Source organism: Halopseudomonas laoshanensis (assembly GCF_008365385.1).
Classification (GTDB): Bacteria; Pseudomonadota; Gammaproteobacteria; order Pseudomonadales; family Pseudomonadaceae; genus Halopseudomonas; species Halopseudomonas laoshanensis.
In genome coordinates this window covers 132919-157395 of record NZ_QOVF01000007.1, presented here as the reverse complement: position 1 = coordinate 157395, position 24477 = coordinate 132919, and the positions used below count along the sequence as shown (strand labels likewise).

Annotated in this window: 20 protein-coding genes; 12 read left to right on the top strand and 8 right to left on the bottom strand. The window is 59.3% G+C overall.

Going from position 1 to position 24477, the window contains the following annotated elements; genetic code table 11:
• Nucleotides 1-271: 271 nt before the first annotated feature.
• From DT594_RS16905 to aguA, 3 genes are all read left to right on the top strand, one after another.
• Nucleotides 272-1537: an NAD(P)/FAD-dependent oxidoreductase gene (locus DT594_RS16905; protein ID WP_178091564.1), complete on the top strand. Its 1266-nt coding sequence runs from the start codon at nt 272-274 to the stop codon at nt 1535-1537.
• Nucleotides 1538-1661: 124 nt separating this feature from the next.
• On the top strand, nt 1662-2540 hold the full coding sequence (aguB, locus tag DT594_RS16900) for an N-carbamoylputrescine amidase (RefSeq protein WP_149334077.1): 879 nt from the start codon (nt 1662-1664) through the stop codon (nt 2538-2540).
• A gap of 5 nt (nt 2541-2545) precedes the next feature.
• A complete protein-coding gene (gene aguA / locus DT594_RS16895) occupies nt 2546-3643 on the top strand; it encodes an agmatine deiminase (protein WP_149334075.1) in 1098 nt (365 codons plus the stop codon).
• A 58-nt stretch (nt 3644-3701) separates the two neighbouring features.
• Here aguA and argH read toward each other — a convergent pair whose 3' ends face one another.
• A complete protein-coding gene (gene argH, locus DT594_RS16890) occupies nt 3702-5096 on the bottom strand; it encodes an argininosuccinate lyase (protein ID WP_149334073.1) in 1395 nt (464 codons plus the stop codon).
• A gap of 100 nt (nt 5097-5196) precedes the next feature.
• Between argH and DT594_RS16885 the strand changes: the two genes are divergently transcribed.
• From DT594_RS16885 to DT594_RS16860, 6 genes are all read left to right on the top strand, one after another.
• Entirely contained in the window at nt 5197-6279 is a 1083-nt protein-coding gene (locus tag DT594_RS16885; protein WP_149334072.1) for a sensor histidine kinase, read from the top strand.
• Between the two features lie 3 nt (nt 6280-6282).
• Nucleotides 6283-7032: a LytR/AlgR family response regulator transcription factor gene (locus DT594_RS16880; RefSeq protein WP_149334070.1), complete on the top strand. Its 750-nt coding sequence runs from the start codon at nt 6283-6285 to the stop codon at nt 7030-7032.
• Between the two features lie 94 nt (nt 7033-7126).
• Entirely contained in the window at nt 7127-8065 is a 939-nt protein-coding gene (hemC, locus tag DT594_RS16875) for a hydroxymethylbilane synthase (protein ID WP_149334068.1), read from the top strand.
• The gene (locus DT594_RS16870) at nt 8062-8820 is read left to right on the top strand and encodes a uroporphyrinogen-III synthase (RefSeq protein WP_149334066.1); all 759 of its coding nucleotides are present in this window, start codon (nt 8062-8064) and stop codon (nt 8818-8820) included. The genes hemC and DT594_RS16870 overlap by 4 nt, the downstream gene beginning before the upstream one ends.
• Before the next feature lie 13 nt (nt 8821-8833).
• Entirely contained in the window at nt 8834-10279 is a 1446-nt protein-coding gene (locus tag DT594_RS16865; protein ID WP_149334065.1) for a uroporphyrinogen-III C-methyltransferase, read from the top strand.
• A complete protein-coding gene (locus DT594_RS16860; RefSeq protein ID WP_149334063.1) occupies nt 10276-11511 on the top strand; it encodes a heme biosynthesis HemY N-terminal domain-containing protein in 1236 nt (411 codons plus the stop codon). The genes DT594_RS16865 and DT594_RS16860 overlap by 4 nt, the downstream gene beginning before the upstream one ends.
• A gap of 20 nt (nt 11512-11531) precedes the next feature.
• Here the strand turns inward: DT594_RS16860 and DT594_RS16855 are convergent, their stop codons facing one another.
• The 4 genes from DT594_RS16855 to trxA form a co-directional block, all read right to left on the bottom strand.
• Nucleotides 11532-12527, bottom strand: a complete 996-nt coding sequence (locus DT594_RS16855) for a 2Fe-2S iron-sulfur cluster-binding protein (protein WP_246164674.1) — start codon at nt 12525-12527, stop codon at nt 11532-11534.
• On the bottom strand, nt 12520-13986 hold the full coding sequence (gene ubiD / locus DT594_RS16850) for a 4-hydroxy-3-polyprenylbenzoate decarboxylase (RefSeq protein ID WP_149334061.1): 1467 nt from the start codon (nt 13984-13986) through the stop codon (nt 12520-12522). Before ubiD ends, DT594_RS16855 begins: the two co-directional genes overlap by 8 nt.
• 172 nt (nt 13987-14158) lie before the next feature.
• Nucleotides 14159-15424, bottom strand: a complete 1266-nt coding sequence (rho, locus tag DT594_RS16845) for a transcription termination factor Rho (protein ID WP_149334059.1) — start codon at nt 15422-15424, stop codon at nt 14159-14161.
• A 216-nt stretch (nt 15425-15640) separates the two neighbouring features.
• Nucleotides 15641-15967 (bottom strand): thioredoxin TrxA, encoded by a 327-nt coding sequence (gene trxA / locus DT594_RS16840; protein ID WP_096345929.1) that lies wholly within the window; start codon nt 15965-15967, stop codon nt 15641-15643.
• Between the two features lie 145 nt (nt 15968-16112).
• Between trxA and ppx the strand changes: the two genes are divergently transcribed.
• The gene (ppx, locus tag DT594_RS16835) at nt 16113-17618 is read left to right on the top strand and encodes an exopolyphosphatase (RefSeq protein ID WP_149334057.1); all 1506 of its coding nucleotides are present in this window, start codon (nt 16113-16115) and stop codon (nt 17616-17618) included.
• On the opposite strand, the gene ppk1 is transcribed toward ppx, so the two are convergent.
• The 3 genes from ppk1 to DT594_RS16820 form a co-directional block, all read right to left on the bottom strand.
• Nucleotides 17597-19795 (bottom strand): polyphosphate kinase 1, encoded by a 2199-nt coding sequence (gene ppk1, locus DT594_RS16830; RefSeq protein ID WP_149334055.1) that lies wholly within the window; start codon nt 19793-19795, stop codon nt 17597-17599. The genes ppx and ppk1 overlap by 22 nt on opposite strands.
• Nucleotides 19796-19825: 30 nt before the next feature.
• Entirely contained in the window at nt 19826-20839 is a 1014-nt protein-coding gene (hemB, locus tag DT594_RS16825; RefSeq protein ID WP_149334053.1) for a porphobilinogen synthase, read from the bottom strand.
• Nucleotides 20840-20906: 67 nt separating this feature from the next.
• Entirely contained in the window at nt 20907-22139 is a 1233-nt protein-coding gene (locus DT594_RS16820; protein ID WP_178091562.1) for a GGDEF domain-containing protein, read from the bottom strand.
• A gap of 231 nt (nt 22140-22370) precedes the next feature.
• Here DT594_RS16820 and DT594_RS16815 point away from each other — a divergent pair, with 231 nt between their 5' ends.
• A complete protein-coding gene (locus DT594_RS16815; RefSeq protein WP_149334050.1) occupies nt 22371-22937 on the top strand; it encodes a DUF6436 domain-containing protein in 567 nt (188 codons plus the stop codon).
• 22 nt (nt 22938-22959) lie between these two features.
• Nucleotides 22960-24465, top strand: a complete 1506-nt coding sequence (locus DT594_RS16810; protein WP_178091561.1) for a methyl-accepting chemotaxis protein — start codon at nt 22960-22962, stop codon at nt 24463-24465.
• The last annotated feature ends 12 nt before the right edge of the window (nt 24466-24477 follow it).

Here is a 24477-nt window from a genome sequence, read left to right as displayed (position 1 = left end):
GCACATCCCTGTGCTCTGACGGTCACGCATAGGGCAGCCGACGCCAAGACCATATGCATTGGTGAGGCAGCCAGCAAACCTGGATTGGTGTTTTATTCAGGATGCACGGTAACTGTTATGCGCCGCTTCCGTTGGCCCTGCCTGGACCGTCAGAGCACAGGGATGTGCGATGCCGAGCGCCCAGGGAGGGCGCCGAGCGTGTCCAGGCAGGGCCAACGGAAGTGGCGCTAGCGCACGCCGAAGCAGAATCAAAAAAGCACGGTATAGATACATGACAGAAAACCAATCCTGGTACCAAGCCAGCATTCCCCCACAAATATCCCGCTCGACGTTGCAGGGTGAACACCGCGTGGACGTCTGTGTCGTTGGCGGTGGCTTTACCGGCGTATCGGCCGCACTCGAACTGGCACAGGCCGGGAAAACAGTAGCTCTGCTCGAAGCAGAACACGTGGGCTGGGGATGTTCTGGGCGCAACGGCGGGCAGATCAATCCGGGATTGGCAGCGGACCAGGCAGCACTGGAAAAACAACTGGGCGCCGAACAGGCCCGGAAGCTTTGGCAACTTAGTCTTGCCGGTGTGGAGTTGTTACGTAAACGCGTAACGGACCATGCGATTGAGTGCGAACTCAAACAGGGCATTTTGCTGGTCGCCAACAAGCCGCGGCATGTGCCTGAGCTGAAGGCCTGGCAGGCGAGCCTGGAAAAGCTAGGCTACGACCAACTGGCCTTTCATGATCGGGGCAGCTTGCAGGGTCTGCTCAAAGCCGACTATCAAGCTGGCGTTATGGATATGGGCGGCGGTGACCTGCATCCGCTGAAATACGTCTTGGGATTGGCGCGGGCATCCGAGCAGCATGGCGCCACACTGTTCGAACACTCTCCGGTTCTGAGCTATCAGCAGGATAGTACCGGTGTAACGGTAAACACTGCACAGGGGCATGTCAGAGCCGATCATCTGCTGCTTGCCGGGAATGCTTATATAGGCCAGTTGCTGCCCTGGCATCAACGCCGCTTTATGCCGATTGGCAGTTATGTTGGCGCGACAGCGCCATTGGGCGAACTGGCTGATCAGTTGATCCCGTCGCGCACAGCGGTATGCGATATGAATACCCTGATCGACTACTACCGGCTCAGTGCCGACGGCCGCTTGCTGTTCGGTGGCCGCGCCAGCGCCCGCGACGCCCGCCCCGAAGCCTTGCGCCAGACCATGCGGCAGCGCATGACGCAAGTGTTTCCGGCGCTGGCGCATACTGATTTCGAATACCTGTGGGGCGGCCAGGTAGCCATGACCGCCAGCAAGGCCCCGCATTTCGGCCGGCTTGGTGATCGGGTATTTTTTACTCAGGGCTATTCTGGCCAAGGCGTCGCATTAGCCGGGCTGGCGGGCAAGCTCATGGCTGACGCGGTGATGGGTCAGCAGCAGGGCTTTGATCTGTTTGCGCGGCTCAAACATATGCCGGTGCCGCAGGGAACAGCGCTGCAAACCGCCATTCGGGCGCTGGCCCTGTTATGGTATGGCATACGCGACGCGCGATGATTGAACGTGAGAGCTGCGCGCCAATGTGGCGCTACGTGATCAGAGTCGATGCCGTTTAGACAGTATTATTTGTTGTCCGCCGGGCTTGTCCGGCAGCCTATTATTTGTTGTGCAGGAGAGAGATATGAGTCGTCTTGTAACTGTTGCCGCTACCCAGATGAGTTGTTCCTGGGATCGTCAGGCCAATATTGATAAAGCCGAAAAGCTGGTTCGCGAAGCTGCGGGCAAAGGCGCGCAGATCATCCTGATTCAGGAACTGTTTGAAACTCCTTATTTTTGCCAGAAGCCCAATGCTGAGTATCTGCAGCTGGCCACCACGATCGACCAGAATCCAGCGATTGCACACTTCAAGGCATTGGCCAAAGAGCTGGAAGTGGTATTGCCGATCAGCTTTTTCGAGCTGGCCGGACGGGCGCGCTTCAACAGCATCGTGATCATCGATGCCGATGGCAGCAATCTGGGTTTGTATCGCAAGAGCCATATCCCTGACGGCCCCGGTTACCATGAAAAGTACTACTTCAACCCTGGCGATACCGGCTTCAAGGTCTGGCAGACCCGCTACGCCAAAATTGGCGTGGGTATCTGCTGGGATCAGTGGTTCCCGGAATGCGCGCGCAGCATGGCGTTGATGGGCGCGGAGATTCTGTTCTATCCGACCGCGATTGGCAGCGAGCCGCATGACCCGAATATTACCTCGCGCGATCACTGGCAGCGCGTGCAGCAAGGCCATGCCGGGGCCAACCTGATGCCGCTGGTGGCGAGTAACCGCATTGGTCGCGAGGAGCAGGACGACTATGACATTACCTTCTATGGCTCCTCATTCATTGCCGATCAGTTTGGGGCCAAGGTCCAGGAACTGAACGAAACTGAAGAGGGTGTGCTTGTGCAGCAGTTCGACCTGGATCAGCTTGAGCATATCCGCAGCGCCTGGGGCAGCTTCCGTGATCGTCGGCCGAACCTGTATGGCTCGATTAAAACCCTGGATGGTTCACTGGAGTCCTGATCCCGATGTATACCTTGCACAGTACGCCCCGCGCCGATGGTTACAGCATGCCCGCCGAATGGGCGCCGCACAGCCAGACCTGGATGGTCTGGCCAGAGCGCCCGGACAATTGGCGCCTGGGTGCCAAGCCGGCTCAAGCAGCGTTTGCCGAAGTGGCGCGGGCGATTGCCAGTTTTGAGCCGGTGACTGTTTGTGTTTCTGCCGCCCAATACGAAAACGCCAATTTACAGCTGAGCCACCCGGGTATCCGCGTGGTCGAGTTGACCACAGACGACGCCTGGGTGCGCGACACTGGCCCGACCTTCGTCACCCACCCAAGTGGCGGCTTGCGCGGCGTAGATTGGACCTTCAATGCCTGGGGCGGCTTTAACGGGGGTTTGTACTGGCCGTGGCAGCGCGATGATCAGGTCGCAGACAAGATCCTGGGTCTGGTGCGCAGTCCGCGCTATCGCACTGAGGGGTTTGTACTTGAGGGTGGTGCTATCCATGTGGATGGTGAAGGCACGCTGATCACTACCGAGGAGTGCCTGCTTAACGCCAATCGCAACCCGCATCTGTTGCGCGAGGAAATTGAAATCAAGCTGGCCGATCACTTGGGCATCGACAAGGTCATCTGGCTGCCGGAAGGTCTGTATAACGACGAGACCGATGGTCATGTCGACAATTTCTGCTGTTTCGTGCGGCCCGGTGAAGTGCTGCTGGCCTGGACCGATGATCCGCAAGATCCGAATTTCGATCGCTGTCAGAAAGCCTTGAGAATTCTGGAAGCCAGTCGTGATGCGCAGGGGCGCGAGCTCAAGGTGCACCGCATGCCGATTCCCGGTCCGCTCTACGCCACCGCAGAAGAGTGTGCCGGTGTGGATCGGGTCGCCGGTTCACAGCCACGCGATCCGTCGATTCGGCTGGCCGGATCTTATGTGAATTTTTTGATCGTCAATGACGGCATCATCGCGCCCAGCTTTGATGATTCGCAGGATGAACCGGCGAGAGCGTTGTTGGAGCAGTTGTTTCCGGATCGGCGGGTAGTGATGGTGCCGGGCCGCGAGATTCTGCTTGGCGGTGGCAATATTCATTGCATCACCCAGCAGCAGCCTCACGCCTGACGGGAGACAAGGCCCCGCGTTGCGCGGGGGCCTTCCAAGGCTGGCTCTGTTTCAAGTGTTAATCGGCCAACAGCTCGCGGCCACGCTTGACCGCAGCCAGCACCTGTTTGGGTGCGGTACCGCCGATATGATCACGGGCGTTGACAGAGCCTTCCAGCGTCAGTACATCAAACACATCCTGATCGATCTGGTCGCTGAACTGGCGCAGCTCTTCCAGGCTCATCTCGGCCAGATCCTTGCTCGACTCCACGCCGTATTTGACCGCATGACCAACAATTTCATGGCAATCGCGGAACGGCAGGCCCTTGCGCACCAGATAGTCAGCCAGATCGGTGGCGGTGGAGAAGCCGCGCAGGGCCGCTTCGCGCATCGCTGGCACCTTGGGCTGGATCGCCGGGATCATGTCGGCAAAGGCGCGCAGGCAATCGCGCAGCGTATCGGCGGCGTCGAACAGCGGCTCCTTGTCTTCCTGGTTGTCCTTGTTGTACGCCAATGGCTGGCTCTTCATCAGCGTCAGCAGACCCATCAGGTGGCCGTAAACCCGGCCAGTCTTGCCGCGCACCAGCTCGGGCACGTCGGGGTTCTTCTTCTGCGGCATGATTGATGAGCCGGTGCAGAAGCGGTCGGGCAGGTCGATAAAGTTGAACTGCGCACTGGTCCACAGCACCAGCTCTTCGGAAAAACGCGACAGGTGCATCATCGCCACGGACGCTGCCGCGCAGAATTCGATGGCGAAGTCGCGATCGGACACGCCGTCCAGCGAGTTGCCGGATACCGCATCGAAACCGAGCAGTTCACAGGTCATCTGCCGATCAATCGGATAGGTGGTGCCGGCCAGCGCCGCGCTGCCCAGAGGCATGCGGTTGACGCGCTTGCGGCAGTCGAGCAGACGTTCGCGGTCGCGGCTGAGCATCTCGAACCAGGCCAGCAGGTGATGACCAAAGGTTACCGGTTGCGCGGTCTGTAAATGGGTAAAGCCGGGCATGATCACGTGCGCATGGCGCTCGGCCTGATCCAGCAGGCCGGTTTGCAGACGCGCCAGTTCGACCAGAATGATGTCGATTTCTTCGCGCAGCCACAGTCGGATATCAGTTGCCACCTGATCGTTACGCGAACGGCCGGTGTGCAGCTTCTTGCCGGTCACGCCGATCTGCGCGGTCAGGCGCGCCTCGATATTCATGTGCACGTCTTCCAGGTCCACCCGCCAGTCAAACTGGCCGGCTTCGATTTCGCTCTGGATGCTGTGCAACCCGGCGAGGATGCTGTCGCGCTCTTCTTCACTCAGTACGCCGACCTTGGCCAGCATCGTAGCGTGGGCAATCGAGCCCTGAATGTCGTGTTTGTACAGGCGCTTGTCAAAATCCACCGAAGCGGTGAAGCGGGCAACAAAGGCGTCAACCGGTTCGCTGAAACGGCCACCCCAGGATTGATTGGTTGTCTGATCTTGGCTCATAGGTCGCGTTGGCTCGCAATTCGAAAGTTTGGCTGGCAAAGGTCGCTAGCATACCACTTCAGGCTTGCGTGATGGCGCCCGGCTGGCGGACACTTGGCCAATGAAGAACGGACTCTGGACACTGCTCAGAAAACCTTATGCGGGGGAAGATTTCTTCCTCCCCGATCTATGTTCCTCCATGGCGGTTTTCACCCTGGTGGTGCTGGCTGAATTGCTGGTGCTGATCTGGGTGCTGGCTGTGCCGGTGGCGGAGGCGTTCGACTGGCTGAGTCTGGCCATGGCCTCGCTGTTCGTGCAATGGATAGTGCTGCTCTCGGCTGCGCTGCTCTGCCGTCTGCGGGGCTGGATGCAGCGTCGTGCGTTGCTGGTCGCCTTGGCGATGTGCTTTATCGTCGTCGTCGGCCTGACCTTGTTCTTCACCGTGATGGCTGACTGGGTGCTGGATGCCGGCATGCTCGGCTATCCGGAGTTGCGGCCGGGCCAGATGCTCCGGCATGGTTTGATTGCCTTGATCATGACTGGTTTGCTGCTACGTTATTTTTACCTGCAGCAGCAATGGCAGCGCCAGGAGCAGGCCGAGCTCAAGGCCCGGTTGCAGTCGCTGCAATCGCGCATTCGACCGCATTTTCTGTTCAACAGTCTCAACAGCATTGTCAGTCTGATTGGCAGCGCTCCGGTCAAGGCCGAGAACGCTGTGCTGGATCTGGCGGATCTGTTTCGCGCCAATTTGTCCGAAGCGGATGGCGTGGCGACCTGGGAGGAGGAGCTGCGGCTCTGTCAGGGTTACCTGCGTATCGAACAGTATCGCCTGGGCGAGCGGCTGCGGGTGGTCTGGCAGGTCGAGCAGATGCCGCCGAACACGCCCATTCCGCTGCTGACACTGCAGCCGTTATTGGAGAACGCCATTCTTCACGGACTGCAACCTAGTCTTGAGGGTGGCGATATTCAAATTGATGGCAGTTGGCAACAGGGTCGCGTCGAACTACTGGTATCAAACAGTTGTCCACCCATAGAGGTTTCCCATCAGGGTGCGCGTATGGCGCTGGACAATATTCGTGCCCGCCTCACCGGCCTGTTCGGGCCTGAGGCAAAAGTTGAATCCTGGCGTGATGGACCGCGCTTCTTCAGTAAGCTGGTCTATCCTTGTAAGCATCCATCGTCCATTTTGCAGAGAAGTCATTAAGGCATGAAAGTACTTATCGCCGATGATGAACCCCTGGCCAGAGAGAGACTGGCTCGATTGATTACCGCGTTGCCCGGCTATGAACCCATGCTGGAAAGCGCCACCAATGGCCATGAAGCCTTGCAGCTGGTAGCAGAACAGCAACCGGACATCGTCCTGCTGGATATCCGCATGCCCGGTATGGATGGCTTGCAGGCCGCCGCCAAACTCTGTGACATGCCGGATGCGCCGGCAGTGATATTTTGTACCGCGCATGGTGAGTATGCGCTGGATGCTTTTGCCGTCAGTGCCGTCGGCTATCTGCTCAAACCGGTTCGCAGCGAAGATCTCGCCGACGCGCTGGCGAATGCGCAAAGGCTGAACCGGGTTCAGTTGTGCAGTCTCGGCCGCGTCAATGGCGTGGGCAACTCGGCCCAGGCGCGCAGCCATATCAGCGCCAGAACGCGCAAGGGTGTAGAGCTGATCCCAATTGACGAGGTGCTGTATTTTATCGCTGACCACAAGTATGTGACCTTGCGCCACACGGACGGCGAAGTGCTGCTGGATGAGCCGCTGAAGGCGCTGGAGGATGAATTTGGTGACTACTTCGTGCGCATCCATCGCAACGCCCTGGTCGCCCGTCATCGCATCGAGCGGTTGCAGCGCAGCTCTGTAGGGCATTTTCAGCTTCATCTCAAGGGGTTGTCCGAAGAGACACTGACGGTTAGCCGCCGGCACGTCCCGGGCTTGCGCAAGCTTATGGGTCAACTGTGAATTGCTGCTCCACGATCCGTCCTGCGACACAGACCCGCGTGGATGCTGAGCCGGGCATCGCGTATCATGCGGATTGGTTTTGATCGAGAATCCCATGAGTCGACATCTGCGAATTGCCACCCGCAAGAGCGCCCTGGCCCTGTGGCAGGCCGAATATGTAAAGGCGCGCCTCGAACAACTGCATCCCGGGCTGACTGTTAGCCTGGTTCCCATGGTCAGTCGCGGTGATCAACTGCTCGACTCGCCACTGGCCAAGATTGGTGGCAAGGGTCTGTTCGTCAAGGAGCTGGAAACAGCCATCCTCAACGACGAGGCCGATCTGGCAGTACACTCAATGAAAGACGTACCCATGGCCTTTCCCGAAGGCCTGGGCCTGTACGTGATCTGCGAGCGGGAAGATCCGCGCGACGCCTTTGTTTCCAATCATTTTGACCATGTAGACGATCTGCCGCAGGGCAGCGTTGTGGGCACCTCGAGCCTGCGCCGGCAGGCGCAGATCATGGCCCGGCGTCCGGACCTGACCGTGCGCTTCCTGCGCGGCAACGTTAATACTCGGCTGGCCAAATTGGATGCGGGCGAATACGACGCGATTATTCTTGCGGCAGCGGGCCTGATGCGCCTTGGTTTTGACCAGCGTATCCGCTACGCAATGCCACCGGAAGAAAGTTTGCCGGCTGGCGGCCAGGGTGCCGTGGGCATCGAATGCCGCAGCGCCGATACCGAATTGCATGCGCTGCTGGCGCCGTTGAACGATGAAGACAGTGCGCTGCGCGTGCGCGCCGAACGGGCGTTGAATACGCACCTCAACGGCGGCTGTCAGGTGCCGATTGCCTGTTACGCCGAACGGGCGAATGGGCAGCTGTGGCTACGCGGCATGGTAGGAAATCCCGATGGCACTCTGCTGTTGACCGCACAAGCCTCTGGCGCTGATTCAGCACCGGAGGCCCTGGGCATTCAGGTCGCCGAGGATTTGCTCGCGCAAGGCGCCCAGGCGATTCTGGACGCGGTTTATCAGGATGCTCAGCCGCAGTGACCGGCGTGCTGCTGCTGACGCGGTCCGAGGCGGACAATCAGCGTCTGGCGGGTAAGCTGGATCAATTGAATGTGCGCACCCAGGGTATGCCGTTGCTGCATATCGAGCCGCAGCTGGAAACGCCGAGTCAGCGGCAGTTGCTGCTGAATATCGACCTTTATCAGGCGGTCATTGTAGTCAGCCCGGTTGCGGCGCGGTTAGGGTTGGAAAGGCTTGAGGATTATTGGCCGCAGATGCCGGTGGGCATTGACTGGTTTGCAGTAGGCAGAAGCACGGCCGAGGTTCTGCAAACCGCCGGTTTGACGGTCCAGGTGCCGGATCAGGGCCAGGATTCTGAAGCGGTACTGGCGTTGCCGCGCTGGCAGGCGCTATTGCAACCCGGGGATTTGAAAGTACTGATTTGGCGCGGGACTGGCGGGCGGGAGCATCTGGCCGAGCAACTGCGGGTACAGGGTGCACAGGTAGATTATCTGGAACTTTATCGCCGCTGTGCTGCGCAGGATCTACCGGCGCGACTTGCCGAAGCAAGTGCGGCTGGCGCAAGAGGCTTATTGGTGCTTAGCGTCCAGGCACTGGAATACTGGCGCCACGCGGCGGCCGAAAATTGGTCAGAACAGGCCGGGTGGCGTTGTTGGGTGCCCAGCCAGCGTGTCGCTGAGCGCGCAGCCGAGTTGGGCTGCAAGGACATAATAGTGTGTAACGGCGCGGACGATAGTGCCGTGATCGAAGCCGTGATGGCTCATCCGCTGACGTAACAAGGGGAATAGCGTGAAACCGACAGACCAGAACAACAACAGCGGCAAGGACGAGCAGGATATCCCCACTACCGGGCCGCTCGGTGCACCGCCGACTTCCGATCCCGCTTCCGATTCCGTCTCCAAACCAGCGTCCGAATCAGCTTTCGAAGCTAAACCGGCGAAGCCGTTGGGCAGTGAGCAGACAGCCAAGCCCGAGACCCAGCCGAAAGTACCCACTGAGGCGTCCACCAGCGCTACTTCAGCGGCAACTGCTACCGGCGCACCTTCCCTCTCATCGGGAGTGGACAAGCCGGGCACTGATAAAACCGCCACTAGCAAGCCGCTTAGCGAACCTACCGTTTCCGATTCCTTCAAGTCCAAGACGACTACGGGCTCGGCCTCAAGCAAAACGACACCACCGGGTGGCACGCCTCCGAAGCCGCCGACCAAAACAACGGGTCCGGGCCGCGGTCTGTCGGGTTTGGCTCTATTGGTGGCATTGGCTGCTCTGGGCTTGAGTGCCTGGCAGTGGTATCAGACTGACCAGCGTCAGCTTGAGGGAGCGACCTTGGCCGAGCAGGTTGCCCAGTTGCAGTCTGCCCAGCAACAACAGCAGCAGGCCTTCGATCAGCGGCTTGAGGGCTTGCCCAATGCCGATGAGTGGCAGCAGGTCGAGCGCCTGAGCGCCGAGATGCAGCGCACTCAGCAGGCCGTCAGTCAGCGGCTGGATACCCTTCAGGGTGATGCGCAGTCCGACTGGAAATTGGCTGAGGCAGAGTACCTGGTGCGGCTCGCCAGCCTGCGGTTGATCGCGTCGCAAGATGTCACCTCTGCGCGCGAGCTGCTAACAGCGGTCGACGGTATCCTGCGAGCACAACCTGACAGCGGAGTTTTTGCCGTGCGCGAGCAGTTGGCGCAGTTTCAGGGTGAGCTGAGAGCGCTGCCGGAAATTGACCGCGCGGGTGTCTTTCTGCGTCTGGCGGCAATGAGTGAACAGGTGGAGCGTCTGGTCGCGTTGCCGGTGCCGGTATTCGATCCGGAAGAGGTCAGCGTCGAAGAGGAATACGAAGATCGTCTGGCCCGCCGCACTCGCGCCGAACGTGTGTTGATGCGTCTGGAGCGCTACGTGCGCGTGGACTTCCAGCGTGGCAAAGTCATCACGCCGTTGTTGGATGAGGCCGAGTTGCAGCGCGTGCAGCGGACCCTGCAACTGACCATGGAACAGGCTCAATGGGCCGCGTTGCGTGGTGAGCAGGAGGTATATGAGACCAGCCTGGAGCAGGCCGACAGCATATTGCGCCGATATTTCGAGATGGAAAACCCCCAGGTTCAGGCCATGCAGGGCCAAATCGAGAGTCTTGCCGAAGAAAACGTGAGCCTCGAGCCGCCGGATCTCTCGCCATTGGAGCAGGGCCTGGCGGCTTATATCCAGAGCCGCCGCGCCCCGGCCACGGGTAATGGGGAGGCCTCGGAATGAGTAAAAGTTATCTGGCCATCCTCGCCGTGCTGCTGGTCGCAGCGCTGCTGGGCATGGCGGTAGCCGAGGATCCCGGTTACATATTGATTGCCTGGCGCAACATGTCGATCGAGACCAGTATCTGGGTCGGCGTGGGTTTTCTATTGGCGCTGTGGCTCTTGCTGTTACTGCTGCGCGCAGTGATCCGGGTGCTGAATGTCTCCGGGCGGCGTATCAATCCCTGGTCCCGACATAATCGCGAACGCCGAGCCAATCAGGTGGCCACGCGCGGTTTGCTGGAATTTGCCGAAGGTCATTGGAGTAATGCGCTGCGGCTGCTGAAACGCTCGGCGCCGCATACCGAACAGCCACTGATCAACTATCTGGCGGCGGCGCGTGCGGCGCACGAACTGGAAGATTATGTCGAGTGCGACAGCCTGCTGCGAGAAGCCTACGAAACTACGCCGAAGGCAGACGTGGCCATTGCCGTCACGCAGGCGCAGTTGCAGATTGCCCGCGGGCAACTGGAGCAGGCGCTGGCCACCTTGACGCGCTTGCGCAAGGATCACCCCAAGCATCTGTATGCGCTGAAGTTGATGGGCCAGCTGTATGCACGCCTGGAGGACTGGACGCGGCTGGAGCAATTGCTCCCTGAGCTGCGTCGGCACAAGTTGCTCAAGCCTGCCGAGCAGCAGGCCTTGGAACATCAGGTATATATCGCCCTGCTGACGCAGGCCGGTCAGCGAGGTCAGCATCAGGAGCCAGGGCAGACCAATGCGGTGACGGCGGTTTGGGAGCCGCTGCCGAAGACGTTGAAGCAGGATCCCGCACTGATAGAGGTCTACTGCCTGCAGTTACGCGCACTGGGTCAAACAGAGCTGGCAGAAGAGACATTGCGCCAGGCGTTACGTCAGAACTTCAACGAGCGATTGGTGCACCTTTATGGCCTGGTTCAGGGCAAGGATCCGGCCCGTCAGTTGACTACGGCTGAGCACTGGCTGGCTGAGCATCCACACAACGCCACCCTGTTGCTCGCGTTGGGGCGTCTGGCATTGCGCAATAGTCTGTGGGGCAAGGCTCGGGAGTATCTGGAAGCCAGCTATGGCAGCAAGCGCGATATCCAGACCTGTGCAGAGCTGGTGCGGCTACTGGAGCACCTGGGCGATCAAGCGGCCAGTCAGGCCATGTTGCATCAGGGTTTCGAGCTGATGGCCAACGACCTGCCCGAACTGCCGATGCCAACTCCCCGGTGAGATGAGTAGCGTCTGCGCTTTCAGCTGCGCGGCGCGTAGCTGAAAGCGTCGGCATGCATCTGCTCAGCAGGCATGCCGGCTTCACTCAAGGCATCCAGCGTGGCATAGACCATCGCCGGTGAACCACTGACATAGAATTCGTACTGGCTCAAATCACCCAGATCCTCGCTGATGGCTTGATGCAGTAGACCATGGCGACCTTCCCATTCCGGGTGGTCGCTGACGATTTTGTGCAGCACCAGTTTGTCGTTCTGCTGCCAGGACTCCCAGTGCGCAGCTTGATACAGCTCGTCACCATGGCGCACGCCCCAGTAAAGATGTATCGGATGGCTGAAGCCGACGTTCAGCAAGTGCTGCACCATGCTCTGCATCTGTGACAGGCCGGTGCCTGCAGCAATCAGCACGATGGGACGATCAGGCAGCAGTGCCAGGTGGCAGTCGCCCAGCGGGATCTGCACATGCGCAATCCGTTCGCGGCGCAGGGACTCGATCAGCTCCAGCGTGGCCGGCTCCCGTCCGAGAATATGCAGCTCCAGGTTGCGACCTTCATGCGGCGCAGAAGCGATAGAGAACGCCGAGGCTTCACCATCGGGGCGCTTGAGCAACAGATACTGGCCGGCATGGAAGTGCAGTAACTTGCCAGCGGGCATCCGCAGCATGACGCGCCACACATCGCCGCCCATCGGTTCGCAGGCAGTGACCTGACAGGCGATATCGTTCAGCGGTAATTCGTTTGGAGCCAAAATACCCTCCCAAAAAAGTTCGCAGTCCTGCAGCGGCTCGGCTACACAGGTATAAAGTTCGCCGTCCGTGAGGATCTGCCCGGTCTGCCGAGCGCTGCCACTGAGCAGCCTGGCGGCACAGATATGGCAGTTGCCGTTACGGCAGCTCTGCGGAGCGCTGAAACCCATTCGACGGGCGCCGTCGAGAATACGTTCACCCGGCAGCAGTTCAAGCTTGTGGCCGGAGGGCTGCAAGGTTACCGCAAAACCGGGTGATACGGCGGAGTCAGTCAATCCCCAGTTCCGCCCAGATGCTGTCCACCCGCTGCTTCACCGCCGGGTCCTGACTGATGGCGACGCCCCATTCGCGGCTGGTTTCGCCTGGCCACTTGTTGGTCGCATCCAAGCCCATCTTGCTGCCAAGGCCGGAGACCGGTGAAGCGAAGTCCAGATAATCGATCGGCGTATTGTCGATCATTACCGTATCGCGCTTGGGGTCCATGCGCGTGGTAATGGCCCAGATCACGTCATTCCAGTCGCGGATATTGATATCGTCGTCGGTGACGATCACAAACTTGGTGTACATGAACTGGCGCAGGAAGCTCCATACGCCGAGCATCACGCGCTTGGCGTGGCCCGGGTACTGTTTCTTCATCGACACCACCGCCATGCGGTAGGAACAACCCTCCGGCGGCAAATAGAAGTCAGTGATTTCCGGAAACTGCTTCTGCAGAATTGGTACGAAAACTTCATTCAGTGCCACGCCAAGAATCGCCGGCTCATCCGGCGGCCGACCGGTGTAGGTGCTGTGATAAATCGGCTTTTCCCGGCTGGTAATGCGCTCGACGGTAAATACCAGGAAGCGATCGACTTCATTGTAGTAGCCGGTGTGGTCGCCAAAGGGACCCTCATCGGCCATCTCGCCAGGATGGATCACGCCTTCTAGCACGATCTCGGCACTGGCCGGCACCTGCAGATTGGAGCCGCGGCATTTGACCAGTTCGGTGCGCTGGCCGCGCAGCAGGCCGGCAAAAGCATATTCGGACAGGCTATCGGGCACTGGCGTAACTGCGCCGAGAATGGTCGCCGGATCGGCGCCCAGTGCTACCGCAATCGGAAAGGGCTGGCCCGGGTGCTTCTCGCACCATTCCTTGAAGTCCAGCGCGCCGCCGCGATGGCTCAGCCAGCGCATGATCAGCTTGTTGCGGCCAATTACCTGCTGACGATAGATGCCCAGATTCTGCCGTTCCTTGTTCGGCCCCTTGGTGACCACCAGACCCCAGGTGATCAGCGGGCCAGCATCGCCAGGCCAGCAGGTTTGTACCGGGATGCTGCTCAGATCGACGTTTTCGCCTTCCTGGATAAGTGCCTGACAAGGGGCATCACGTACCACCTTGGGCGCCATGGAGATGACCTTCTTGAAAATCGGCAGCTTCGACCAGGCATCCTTCAGACCTTTCGGCGGATCAGGCTCCTTGAGAAAGGCCAGCAGTTTGCCGATTTCGCGCAGCTCGCTGACCTCTTCCGCGCCCATGCCCATGGCCACCCGTTGCGGGGTGCCAAACAGGTTGCCGAGTACCGGCATGCTGTAGCCGGTGGGGTTTTCAAACAGCAATGCGGGCCCTCCCTTGCGCAGGGTGCGGTCGCAAATTTCGGTCATTTCCAGGACGGGGGAGACGGGCGTCTGGATGCGCTTGAGTTCGCCGCGCTGTTCCAGGCCTTTGATGAAGTCACGTAGATCGGAGTATTGCATTGGAGCTTCAAGCCTCAAGCGGCAAGCTGCATGCAGTCCGGGGATTGCGTCAGCCTGGGGTGTCTGGTCAGAAGCACATTATGCCGACAAAGCAGCCTGTCGGGTGGCGTAAAGTGCAACAAGCTGCAAGCAGCGCGGAGCTGGTTGCAGCTTGAGGTTTGGTGCTGTCAGCTTAGTTCTTGCTGCGCTTCATCGACTGGAAGAATTCATCGTTGGTCTTGGTGTCTTTCAGACGATCAAGGAGGAATTCAATCGCGGCGATTTCGTCCATCGAATGCAGAATCTTGCGCAAGATCCACATCCGTTGCAGTTCATCTTCGCTGGTCAGCAACTCTTCGCGGCGCGTGCCGGAACGGTTGATGTTGATCGCCGGGAATACACGCTTCTCGGCAATCTTGCGATCCAGATGGATCTCCATGTTGCCGGTGCCTTTGAATTCTTCGTAGATCACTTCGTCCATCTTCGAACCGGTATCAACCAGTGCGGTGGCGATAATGGTCAGGCTGCCACCTTCTTCGATGTTCCGCGCGGCGCCGAAGAAACGCTTGGGCTTCTCCAGAGCGTGGGCGTCAACACCACCGGTGAGCACCTTGCCGGAGCTGGGGATCACGGTGTTGTAGGCACGCGCCAGACGGGTAATGGAGTCGAGCAGGATGATCACGTCTTTCTTGTGCTCAACCAGGCGCTTGGCCTTCTCGATAACCATCTCGGCGACTTGCACGTGACGGCTCGGCGGCTCGTCGAAAGTCGATGCGACCACTTCGCCGCGCACGGTGCGCTGCATCTCGGTCACTTCTTCCGGACGCTCGTCGATCAGCAGTACGATCAGATGGCATTCAGGATTGTTGCGCGCGATGTTTGCCGCAATGTTCTGCAGCATCAGCGTCTTACCGGCTTTCGGCGGTGCTACCAGCAGGCCGCGTTGACCCTTGCCGATGGGTGCGCACAGATCAATGATGCGCGCCATCAGATCCTCGGTGGAGCCGTTACCGGCTTCCATGGCCAGACGCTTGGTCGGGAATAGCGGCGTCAGGTTTTCGAAGAGGATCTTGCTCTTGGTGTTCTCCGGCTTGTCGAAGTTGATCGAGTCAACTTTCAGCAGCGCAAAATAGCGTTCACCGTCTTTCGGTGGGCGAATTTTGCCGGCGATGGTGTCACCGGTACGCAGGTTGAAACGCCGGATCTGGCTGGGCGAGACATAGATGTCATCAGGGCCGGCCAGATAAGAAGAGTCTGCGGAGCGCAGGAAACCAAAACCGTCCTGGAGAATTTCCAGTACGCCGTCACCGTGAATGTCTTCACCGCCTTTGGCGTGTTTCTTCAGAGTGGCGAAAATCACGTCCTGTTTACGCGACCGGCCCATATTTTCCAGGCCCATCTGTTCGGCGATTTCCAGCAGTTCGGTAATTGGCTTTTGTTTGAGTTCAGTCAGGTTCATAGGGTCGGTAGGATATGTGTCTTTCGGCAGGACGGGTTAGTAACAGGCCGCCATAAGGCTATGGGGCGATGGGTTTGGCTGATGTTGGGAAGCCACGGCCGCAGGGTGCGACAAGGAATTGATGGGCAAATCTAGCACTGCTGATGGATGACGTCCATAGTTGGCAAGCAGAAAAATGCCCCCGACCTTAAAAAAATCCTGTCGGGGGACAATCAATCAGATGTTGCTGTCGAGGAAGGCAGCCAGCTGCGACTTGGACAAGGCGCCAACTTTGGTGGCTTCGATATTGCCACCCTTGAACAGCATCAACGTCGGAATGCCCCGTACGCCATATTTCGGCGGGGTGTCGGCGTTCTCGTCGATGTTCAGTTTGCAGATCTTCAGCTTGCCTTCATATTCCTTGGCAATCTCATCCAGCACCGGCGCAATCATCTTGCACGGGCCACACCATTCGGCCCAGTAGTCCACCAGCACGGGGCCATCTGCCTTCAGCACTTCGCTGTCGAAGCTGCCGTCGGTGACATGCACGATCAAATCACTCATTCGTTTCTCCAGGGGATCAAGGGATCAAGGGCTTATTGCCGAGCACTATAGCATCACCGTTGCCGGTAGCGGAAGGCGGAAGCAGGCAGGCACAAGGTCGTCATGGGGTGTTAGAATTCGCACAAACACCTCACGAGGCGGGCGCATGGTGCAAAGAAAACAGGCTGACTTTCCCTTGGTGGCTGCAATTGACCTGGGGTCAAACAGCTTCCATATGGTGCTGGCCAAGGTCGACCATGGCGAAATACGTATCCTTGAGCGTCTGGGTGAGAAGGTGCAACTGGCGGCTGGCCTGAATGATCAGGGCGAGCTCAGCGAAGAGGCGATGCAGCGGGGAATTGATTGCCTGCGACGTTTTGCTCAGCTGACCAACGGCCTGCCTGACGGCGCGGTGCGCATCGTGGGCACCAATGCACTGCGTGAAGCCCGCAACAGGGCGCAGTTCATGCGCCAGGTGCGGCAGATCATCGGTCATCGCGTGGATGTGGTATCCGGCCGTGAGGAGGCCCGCCTTATCTATCTCGGCGTCTCGCACACCCAGGCCGATGACGCAGGCAAACGGCTGGTAGTGGATATCGGCGGTGGCAGCACCGAGTTCATCGTTGGCGAGCGTTTCGAATCGATTCTGCGCGAGAGTTTGCAGATGGGCTGCGTGTCCTTTACCCGGCGTTATTTTCCTGATGGCAAGGTCACCCCCGGCCGTTATGCGCAGGCTTATACGGCGGCGCGCCTGGAGCTGATGCAGATTGAACAGGCCATTCAGCGCCTTGGCTGGCAGGAAGCGGTGGGTGCCTCGGGCACCATTCGCACCATCCGTCAGTGCGTGCAATCCGGCGGCCGCACGCAGGACGAACTGACCCCCGAAGGCCTGGGTTGGCTGAAGCGCAAGCTGTTCAAGGCCGGCCAGGTCGACAAGCTGGATATCCCCGGCCTAAAGCCTGATCGCAAACCGATTTTGCCAGCGGGTCTGGCGATTCTCGAAGCCATTGTCGACGCCCTCGGCGTTCAGGTCATGAGCCACTCCGACGGCGCGCTGCGCGAGGGCGTGCTTTACGATCTGCTCGGTCGGCATCAGCACGAGGACGTGCGCGAGCGCACCCTGAGCGCGCTGATGGAGCGCTGCCACGTGGATCTGGAGCAGGCGGCACGGGTCGAGAGCAAGGCGCTAAGCCTGTTCGGCAAGGCCGCCGCGAACTGGAACCTGGATGATGACAAGCACGCCAATATGCTTTGCTGGGCCGCCCGGGTCCACGAGGTGGGTCTGGATATTGCGCACAGCCAGTATCACAAGCACGGCGCCTATCTGATTGAGCACGCCGATCTGGCCGGGTTCTCCCGCCAGGAACAACAGGCCTTGGCGTTGCTGGTATGGGGGCACCGGCGCAACCTGCCGAGTGCAGAGCGTTTATCCGAGATGGGTGACGAGGCCATCACCCTGCTACGCCTGTGCATGCTGCTGCGCCTGGCGATTTTGTATCACCATATTCGCGGCAACCAGGATATGCCTGAGCTTCAGGTTCAGGCGGGTGATGACTTTCTGGAAATTCATTTCCCCGAGGGTTGGCTTGAGGCCAATCCCCTGACCCAGGCTGACTTCGCTCAGGAAGCGCAGTTCTGGGCCAAGGCCAATTACACGTTGACGGTGCGCTGAGGTAGCCCGACCAGCTTTTCCAGCAGCGCGCTCTGTGCGCTGCGGGCAAGCTGATTGCCAGACGGACTGCTGCGCACGTAGGTACCGTCAGTCTGCAATATCCAGCTCTGGGTATTGTCCGTCATGAACACCTGCAGTTCCTGTTTGGCCCGCGTGATGAGCTTCTTGCCTTCCAGCGGGAAACAGGTCTCCACGCGCTTGTCGAGGTTACGCTCCATCATGTCGGCACTGGACATCCACACCTGCTCCTGGCCGTCATTGAGGAAGTAATAGACGCGGCTGTGTTCCAGAAAGCGGCCGATGATCGAGCGCACGGTGATGTTGTGCGAGACGCCCGGAACGCCCGGCCGCAAGCAGCACATGCCGCGGATAATCAGATCGATTTTCACCCCCGCCTGCGACGCTTTGTACAGTGCCTTGATGATCTTCGCATCGGTCAGCGCGTTGGCCTTGGCCATGATGTGCGCCGGCCTGCCGGCTTGCGCCGTCAGCGTTTCGCGGTTGATCAGTTCGAGCAGGCGTTTCTTCAAGGTGAAGGGCGCCTGCAGCAGTTTCTTCATGCGCAGCGTCTTGCCCATGCCGATCAACTGGTTGAACAGCTTGTGCACATCTTCAGTCAGCGCCAGGTCCGAGGTCAGAATGCTGTAGTCGGTATACAGGCGCGCGTTGCCGGCGTGGTAGTTGCCGGTGCCCATGTGTACATAGCGCTTGAGGATCTTGTCCTCGCGCCGCAGGATCAGCATCATCTTGGCGTGGGTCTTGAAGCCGACCACGCCGTAGATGACCACGGCGCCGGCCTGCTGCAGACGGCTGGCCAGTTGCAGGTTGGATTCCTCGTCAAAACGCGCGCGCAATTCGATCACCACCGTGACCTCCTTGCCGTTTCTGGCTGCTTCGACCAGGGCGTTGACGATCTCCGAATTGGCACCGGTGCGGTACAGCGTCTGCTTGATCGCCAGCACGTTGGTGTCCTGCGCGGCCTGACGCAGCAGATCGACCACCGGGCTGAAGGACTCGTAAGGGTGCAGCAGCAGGATGTCCTGTTTGCTGATCGCCTGGAACAGGGTATCAGCGCTGGACAGCAGCTTGGGAATGCCGGGGCTGAAGCTCGGGAACTGCAGGTCAGCATGATTTTCCAGGCCGGTAATCGAGAACAGCCGGGTCAGGTTTACCGGGCCCTTGACTTCATACAGCTCGGATTCGTTGAGGCCGAACTGCTTGAGCAGAAAGTCGGTCAGCGGCTTGGGGCAGTTGTCGGCCACTTCCAGGCGTACGGCGTCGCCGTAGCGACGCGACAAGAGCTCGCCGCGCAGTGCGCGCGCCAGGTCGTCCACTTCATCCGGATCGACGATCAAATCGGCGTTACGCGTTAGCCGGAACTGGTAACAGCCCAAGACTTTCATGCCGGGGAACAGGTCGTCCGCGTGGGCGTGAATCATCGATGATAGAAAGACGAAGTTGTCGCCGCCAGAGCAGAGCTCATCAGGCATGCGGATCAGCCGCGGCAGCGAGCGCGGGGCTGGGATAATCGCCAGACCGGAATCGCGACCAAAAGCGTCGGTGCCCTCCAGCTGCACAATAAAGTTCAGACTCTTGTTTACCAGCAAGGGGAAGGGGTGCGTGGGATCCAGACCGATGGGGCTGATGATCGGCGCGACTTCCTGGCGGAAATAGCGGCGCACCCAGAGTGTCTGCTTGTGCGTCCACTGGTGGCGACGTACGAAGCGGATGCCCTTCTCTGCCAGTTGCGGCAAAAGCATGTCGTTGAGCAACGCGTATTGACGGGTGATCTGCTGATGGGCGATCTCGCTGATCTTGCTCAACACCTGCTGCGGCTGCAGCCCGTCGGGGCCGGTCTGCTCGCGGGCAAAGGTGATCTGTTTCTTCAGACCGGCAACGCGGATCTCAAAGAACTCGTCGATGTTGCTGGAAAAAATCAGCAAAAACTTCAGACGTTCAAGCAATGGGTAGGATTCATCCAGAGCCTGCTCGAGCACACGAATATTGAACTGCAGCTGCGAAAGCTCGCGATGAATGTACAGTTCAGGAACGTTGATGTCCGCCGCGTGCACCGGCGGATCGCTCAAGACAGGTGGCGCTGGCGTTTCCTCGAACACGCTCTCAGCGGTCTCGGGAATCTCGGCCAGTTCTTCGCGCACGGATGTAACCTCTTGCATGAGTACCTCAAAAAGAATGTCGGAATAAGTCTAGCCGCGTTCCTGCAACTGGCGGGCGGCGGTTTTTGCATAATAAGTCAGGATGGCATCGGCACCGGCTCGCTTGAATGCGGTCAGGGATTCGAGAATCACCGCTTCGCTGAGCCAGCCGTTGGCAATGGCGGCCTGATGCATCGCGTATTCACCACTGACCTGATAGACGAAGGTCGGTACCTTGAAGGTACTTTTCACCCGATGAACGATATCCAGATAGGGCATGCCGGGCTTAATCATCACCATGTCGGCTCCCTCTGAGAGGTCGCTCGCGACCTCGTGCAGCGCTTCGTCGGTATTGCCGGGATCCATCTGGTAGGTCGACTTGTTGCTCTTGCCCAGATTGCCGGCAGAGCCAACGGCGTCGCGGAACGGCCCGTAGTAGGCGCTGGCGTATTTCGCCGAGTAAGCCAGAATACGCGTATTGACGTGGCCGGCTTCTTCCAGCGCCCGACGCATGGCGCCCACCCGGCCATCCATCATGTCCGAGGGCGCGACTATGTCGGCGCCAGCCTCGGCGTGGGACAGCGTTTGCTTCACCAGCGCCTCGATGGTGATGTCGTTCAGCACGTAGCCTTGCTCGTCGATGATGCCGTCCTGCCCGTGGGTGGTGAACGGATCCAGGGCCACGTCGGTGATCACCCCCAATTGCGGAAAGGCCGCTTTCAACGCGCGCGTGGCGCGCTGGGCCAAGCCTTCAGGGTTCCAGGCTTCGGCGCCGTCGAGCGACTTGCAGTCCAGCGGCGTTACCGGGAACAGCGCGACGGCCGGTATGCCCAGTTCAACCAGTTCAGCGGCCTCTTCGAGCAGCAAGTCGATGGACAGGCGTTCGATACCGGGCATAGAGGCGATGGCCTCGCGCTGCTGACTACCCTCGAGAACAAATACCGGATAGATAAGATCATCCACGCTCAAGCAGTTTTCCCGCACCAGACGGCGAGAAAAATCATCGCGACGCAGGCGGCGCAGACGGCTGTTGGGAAACTGGCGGTGGACTGAATCAAAACTCACTGGAACTCCTCGGGCACAAAGCAGCCAGGCGAATCGCCTTTTCTGCCAAGTCCCTATCTGATTGACGTTATACGTCCAGATTATGACGGAATTGCGACAGCAAGCGTAATGCCATTTCATCCTTGGGCGCGGTTCCGGGGTGTCGAGCCAGCTCCACGCGGTTACGGCCGAGCGCTTTCGCCTGATATAAAGCGGCGTCAGCGGCGCCGAGCAAAATGTCGAAAACATAGCCTTGTTGATCGGAGCAGGCGACACCCAGGCTGATGCTTAATTGAACCGGCGTATCCTCGGCGTGCCATGGCTGGTTGCATAGACCCAGGCGGATACGTTCGGCCACCTGTGTTGCGCTGACGGTATCCAGGCCGGGAAGGATCAGAATAAATTCTTCACCCCCATAACGGCCGAGCAGATCGTCGGCGCGTAGATGCTGGCGAATCCGTGCGACCATATGACACAGCACGGCATCGCCGGTCTGATGGCCGAATTCATCATTGATGCGCTTGAAATGGTCCGCATCCAGCATGATCAGGGTCACCGGTAACTGGGTCTCGCTGGCCTTGCTCAAGATTTGCAAAGCCTGCTCATATAGACTGCGCCGGTTCAGGGTGCCGGTCAGAGCATCCCTTTCAGACAGGCGATGCAACGCCATGGCGGTGCGATAGTGGGTCATCAGGATAAAGCCACTGGCCAAGCCAATCTGCGCCACCATGGCTCCCAGCAAAGTCGCGCTTTGCAGTGGGTTGTCGCTGATTGCCACCGTGGGCGACAGGCTGCTCAGGCTGGCAATCGCGCGCAGGGTCAAGCCCAAGCCGCAGAAGAGCGCAACACCGCCGGCCAACCAGTAGCCTGTACGCAGGGGTTGTTCGGCAGGGATCAGCAGTTCGCGGGCACAGAGCAGGCTCATGGTCGCCAGCACGATAGAAGCGATGCCCAGCCGGGCGGTAAGGCTGTCGAAATGGAAGCGGAATATCCATAGCAGCAGCATCACCAGTAACGCCGCTAGAATAGGCCCGGCTTGAGGCTGGCTGGTGCCTTTGAATGCGCGCACACCGAGCCAGGTCACGCCTATGCCCAGGGTCATCAAGCCGTTGGCGAGCACGACGGAGAGGCTGTGGTGGATGTGATCCTGGTTGACGTTCATCAGCAGGCCGAGCATCAATGCGAAGTTGCCCATAGCCCAATGGCGCAGGCCCTTCTCGCTGCCGGCATGCCAGGCAGCAATTGACAGCAACAGGGTCATGCTCAGGGTGACCAGAGACAGGGCAATACCTAGGGTCTTTAGATCAAGTTCGCCGAGCATTGGAGGGTTTCTTCCTTGTCCGGCGGAGTAGGTGCCGGATCCCTTGCTTGCCTTACAACAGGGTTGTGCGACCAGCATACCTGCGAAGAATTGCTCGCGGAAGCGCTGCTTTCGCGTGATGCGGCAAGTTGTGGAAAGGTTTGCAGAAAGACATTTAATAACGAAAATAAATTGAACAACAAGCCATGAATGTATAATTGAACGGCAAGTTATTCTGCTATCGAGGTATTTTTGCAGACACAATCAGCGTCCCGGATCTGGCTTAAGCGCACGGTAGTTGGCGCTTTGCTGTTGATCTGGATTCTCGGCCTGGCCTGGGCGTTCTGGTGGTATGAGGCGCAATATCTCAAGGCTTTTGAGCGGCCTGCCTATTTTGGCGCTGAAGGGGTGGCGCCACCGTTCGAGCCCGGTCAGGTTCAGGTGCTGCATGTATGGCAGGCCGGGTGCCCCTGTAACGGCGGGCATCAAGCCTATGTTGATGAGATGACTCAGCGTTTTGCTGATAAGGGCGTGCAGTTCGCACGCTCGGGCCAGAGCTCGGCGCAGACGCTGCCAGGCGTATTAAAGAAGCTTCCGTTCTGGCCGATACCCAAAGCATGGACAGACTGGCCGGGAGCGCCTGCCGTTGCCATTTGGGACGCCGCCGGGAAACTGGCCTACGTCGGCCCTTATAGTGATGGAGCGCATTGCAGTCAAGACAGCAGTTTTATTGAGCCAGTGATCAACGCATTGTTGGCCGGCCGCCGGGTTAATATCCTAAATCAGGATACCGTTTCATGTCTTTGTGACATCCAATGAGGTGCCTGCAATGAGCTCCGGCGTGATCAACCCCTTAAGTCTTGCTACTCATTACAAAAAGGCCGACAGAGCCATGCTGGTTGTCCTTTGGGTCTGCCAGTTATATGCATTGGCGCTGGCGCCCTGGCACGCTACCTGGGGGCAAGTCGTACTGGTCGGCGGCGGTACTTTGCTGGTCATGCACGCGCTCCAGGCTTTGATTGGTGGTCAGCGGATTTTTCGTTGTGCAGTCGGGGCTGCCTTTATGGTCATGGCCGCCCTGCATATCAACCAGAGTCACGGCACCATCGAGATGCATTTTTCGATATTCGTGCTGCTGGCCTTCCTGATTTACTACCGGGACTGGCTGCCCATCGTGGTGGCTGCCGTGGTGATTGCTGTGCACCATTTGGCTTTTTTCTATTTGCAGTCGCGAGGAGCCGGCATCTGGTTGGCAGTGAGCGCGAGCTGGGGTTTGGTGTGGATTCACGCCGCTTATGTGGTGGTTGAGGCCGCGGTGCTGGTGTATCTGGCGCGAGCCAGTTATGTCGATGCACGTGAGGGCGAAATGTTGGCGGCGATTACCAGCGACATGCTGGCCAACCCGCAAGCGATGGACTTGACCCGCCGAGCGAGCATGCAAACGCCGATGCTGGATGTGTTCAACGGTTTTGTCGTACAGCTGGATGAGGTGGTCGGCGACGTCAAAGCCAATTTGGCTCAGGTCAGCAGCGTGTCGGCTGCCGTATCGCAACGTTCCGAGCAGGTCAGGAGCGGGGCGGATCGTCAGGCCGGTGAAGCGAGTTACATGGCTCAGGCCATGCAGGAACTGACTTCGGCAACCGCAGAAGTAGCGCGCAGTGCGGAAGAGGCGGCACATGCCGCCGCAAAGGTGGACGACCACGCGCAGCAAGGCAACCGGGCCATGCAGCAGATCAGGGAAGACATCAAGTCGTTGAACGGAGACCTTGTGCTGACGGGCGATGCGGTGAATGGAGCAGCACAGTTGGCCAGGGACATCCACCAGGTGGTGGATGTGATCAAGGGCGTTGCCGAACAAACCAATCTGTTGGCTTTGAACGCAGCCATCGAGGCGGCGCGAGCGGGGGAGCAGGGACGCGGATTTGCAGTAGTCGCTGATGAAGTGCGCAACCTGTCGCAGCGCACGGCTAAATCCACCGCCGAAATACAGGATTTTATCGGGCGCCTGCAGCATGCGTCAGAGTCGGCCAAGGAGGCTATGGCGCGGAGCCAGGATGCAGTTCAACGCTGCTTGGGTTCGGCGGAGTCAAGCGTCTCGACGCTGGCGGGTATGGTCGAAGAGGTAGCGCATATCTCTCGTCTCAACAGCATGATTGCCACCGCGACGCTGGAGCAGGCAACAGTCGGAGATGATGTGGCCCAGCACCTGCAAGGCGTTAACGATATAGCCCAGAACAATGCCGCCCAGGCCATTGATCTGGCTGGCCTGTCGGGCGAGTTGGACCAGCTAAGGGCAACCTTGGAACAGCGGGTCCAGAGCTTCGTGACGACCAGGCATAGCCGGTGATGCGCCTGAATC

Coding starts and splice junctions, on each gene's coding strand:
- DT594_RS16905 (WP_178091564.1), top strand. CDS start 272: ATGACAGAAAACCAATCCTGGTACCAAGCCAGCATTCCCCCACAAATA.
- aguB (WP_149334077.1), top strand. CDS start 1,662: ATGAGTCGTCTTGTAACTGTTGCCGCTACCCAGATGAGTTGTTCCTGG.
- aguA (WP_149334075.1), top strand. CDS start 2,546: ATGTATACCTTGCACAGTACGCCCCGCGCCGATGGTTACAGCATGCCC.
- argH (WP_149334073.1), bottom strand. CDS start 5,096: ATGAGCCAAGATCAGACAACCAATCAATCCTGGGGTGGCCGTTTCAGC.
- DT594_RS16885 (WP_149334072.1), top strand. CDS start 5,197: ATGAAGAACGGACTCTGGACACTGCTCAGAAAACCTTATGCGGGGGAA.
- DT594_RS16880 (WP_149334070.1), top strand. CDS start 6,283: ATGAAAGTACTTATCGCCGATGATGAACCCCTGGCCAGAGAGAGACTG.
- hemC (WP_149334068.1), top strand. CDS start 7,127: ATGAGTCGACATCTGCGAATTGCCACCCGCAAGAGCGCCCTGGCCCTG.
- DT594_RS16860 (WP_149334063.1), top strand. CDS start 10,276: ATGAGTAAAAGTTATCTGGCCATCCTCGCCGTGCTGCTGGTCGCAGCG.
- ubiD (WP_149334061.1), bottom strand. CDS start 13,986: ATGCAATACTCCGATCTACGTGACTTCATCAAAGGCCTGGAACAGCGC.
- rho (WP_149334059.1), bottom strand. CDS start 15,424: ATGAACCTGACTGAACTCAAACAAAAGCCAATTACCGAACTGCTGGAA.
- trxA (WP_096345929.1), bottom strand. CDS start 15,967: ATGAGTGATTTGATCGTGCATGTCACCGACGGCAGCTTCGACAGCGAA.
- ppx (WP_149334057.1), top strand. CDS start 16,113: ATGGTGCAAAGAAAACAGGCTGACTTTCCCTTGGTGGCTGCAATTGAC.
- ppk1 (WP_149334055.1), bottom strand. CDS start 19,795: ATGCAAGAGGTTACATCCGTGCGCGAAGAACTGGCCGAGATTCCCGAG.
- DT594_RS16820 (WP_178091562.1), bottom strand. CDS start 22,139: ATGCTCGGCGAACTTGATCTAAAGACCCTAGGTATTGCCCTGTCTCTG.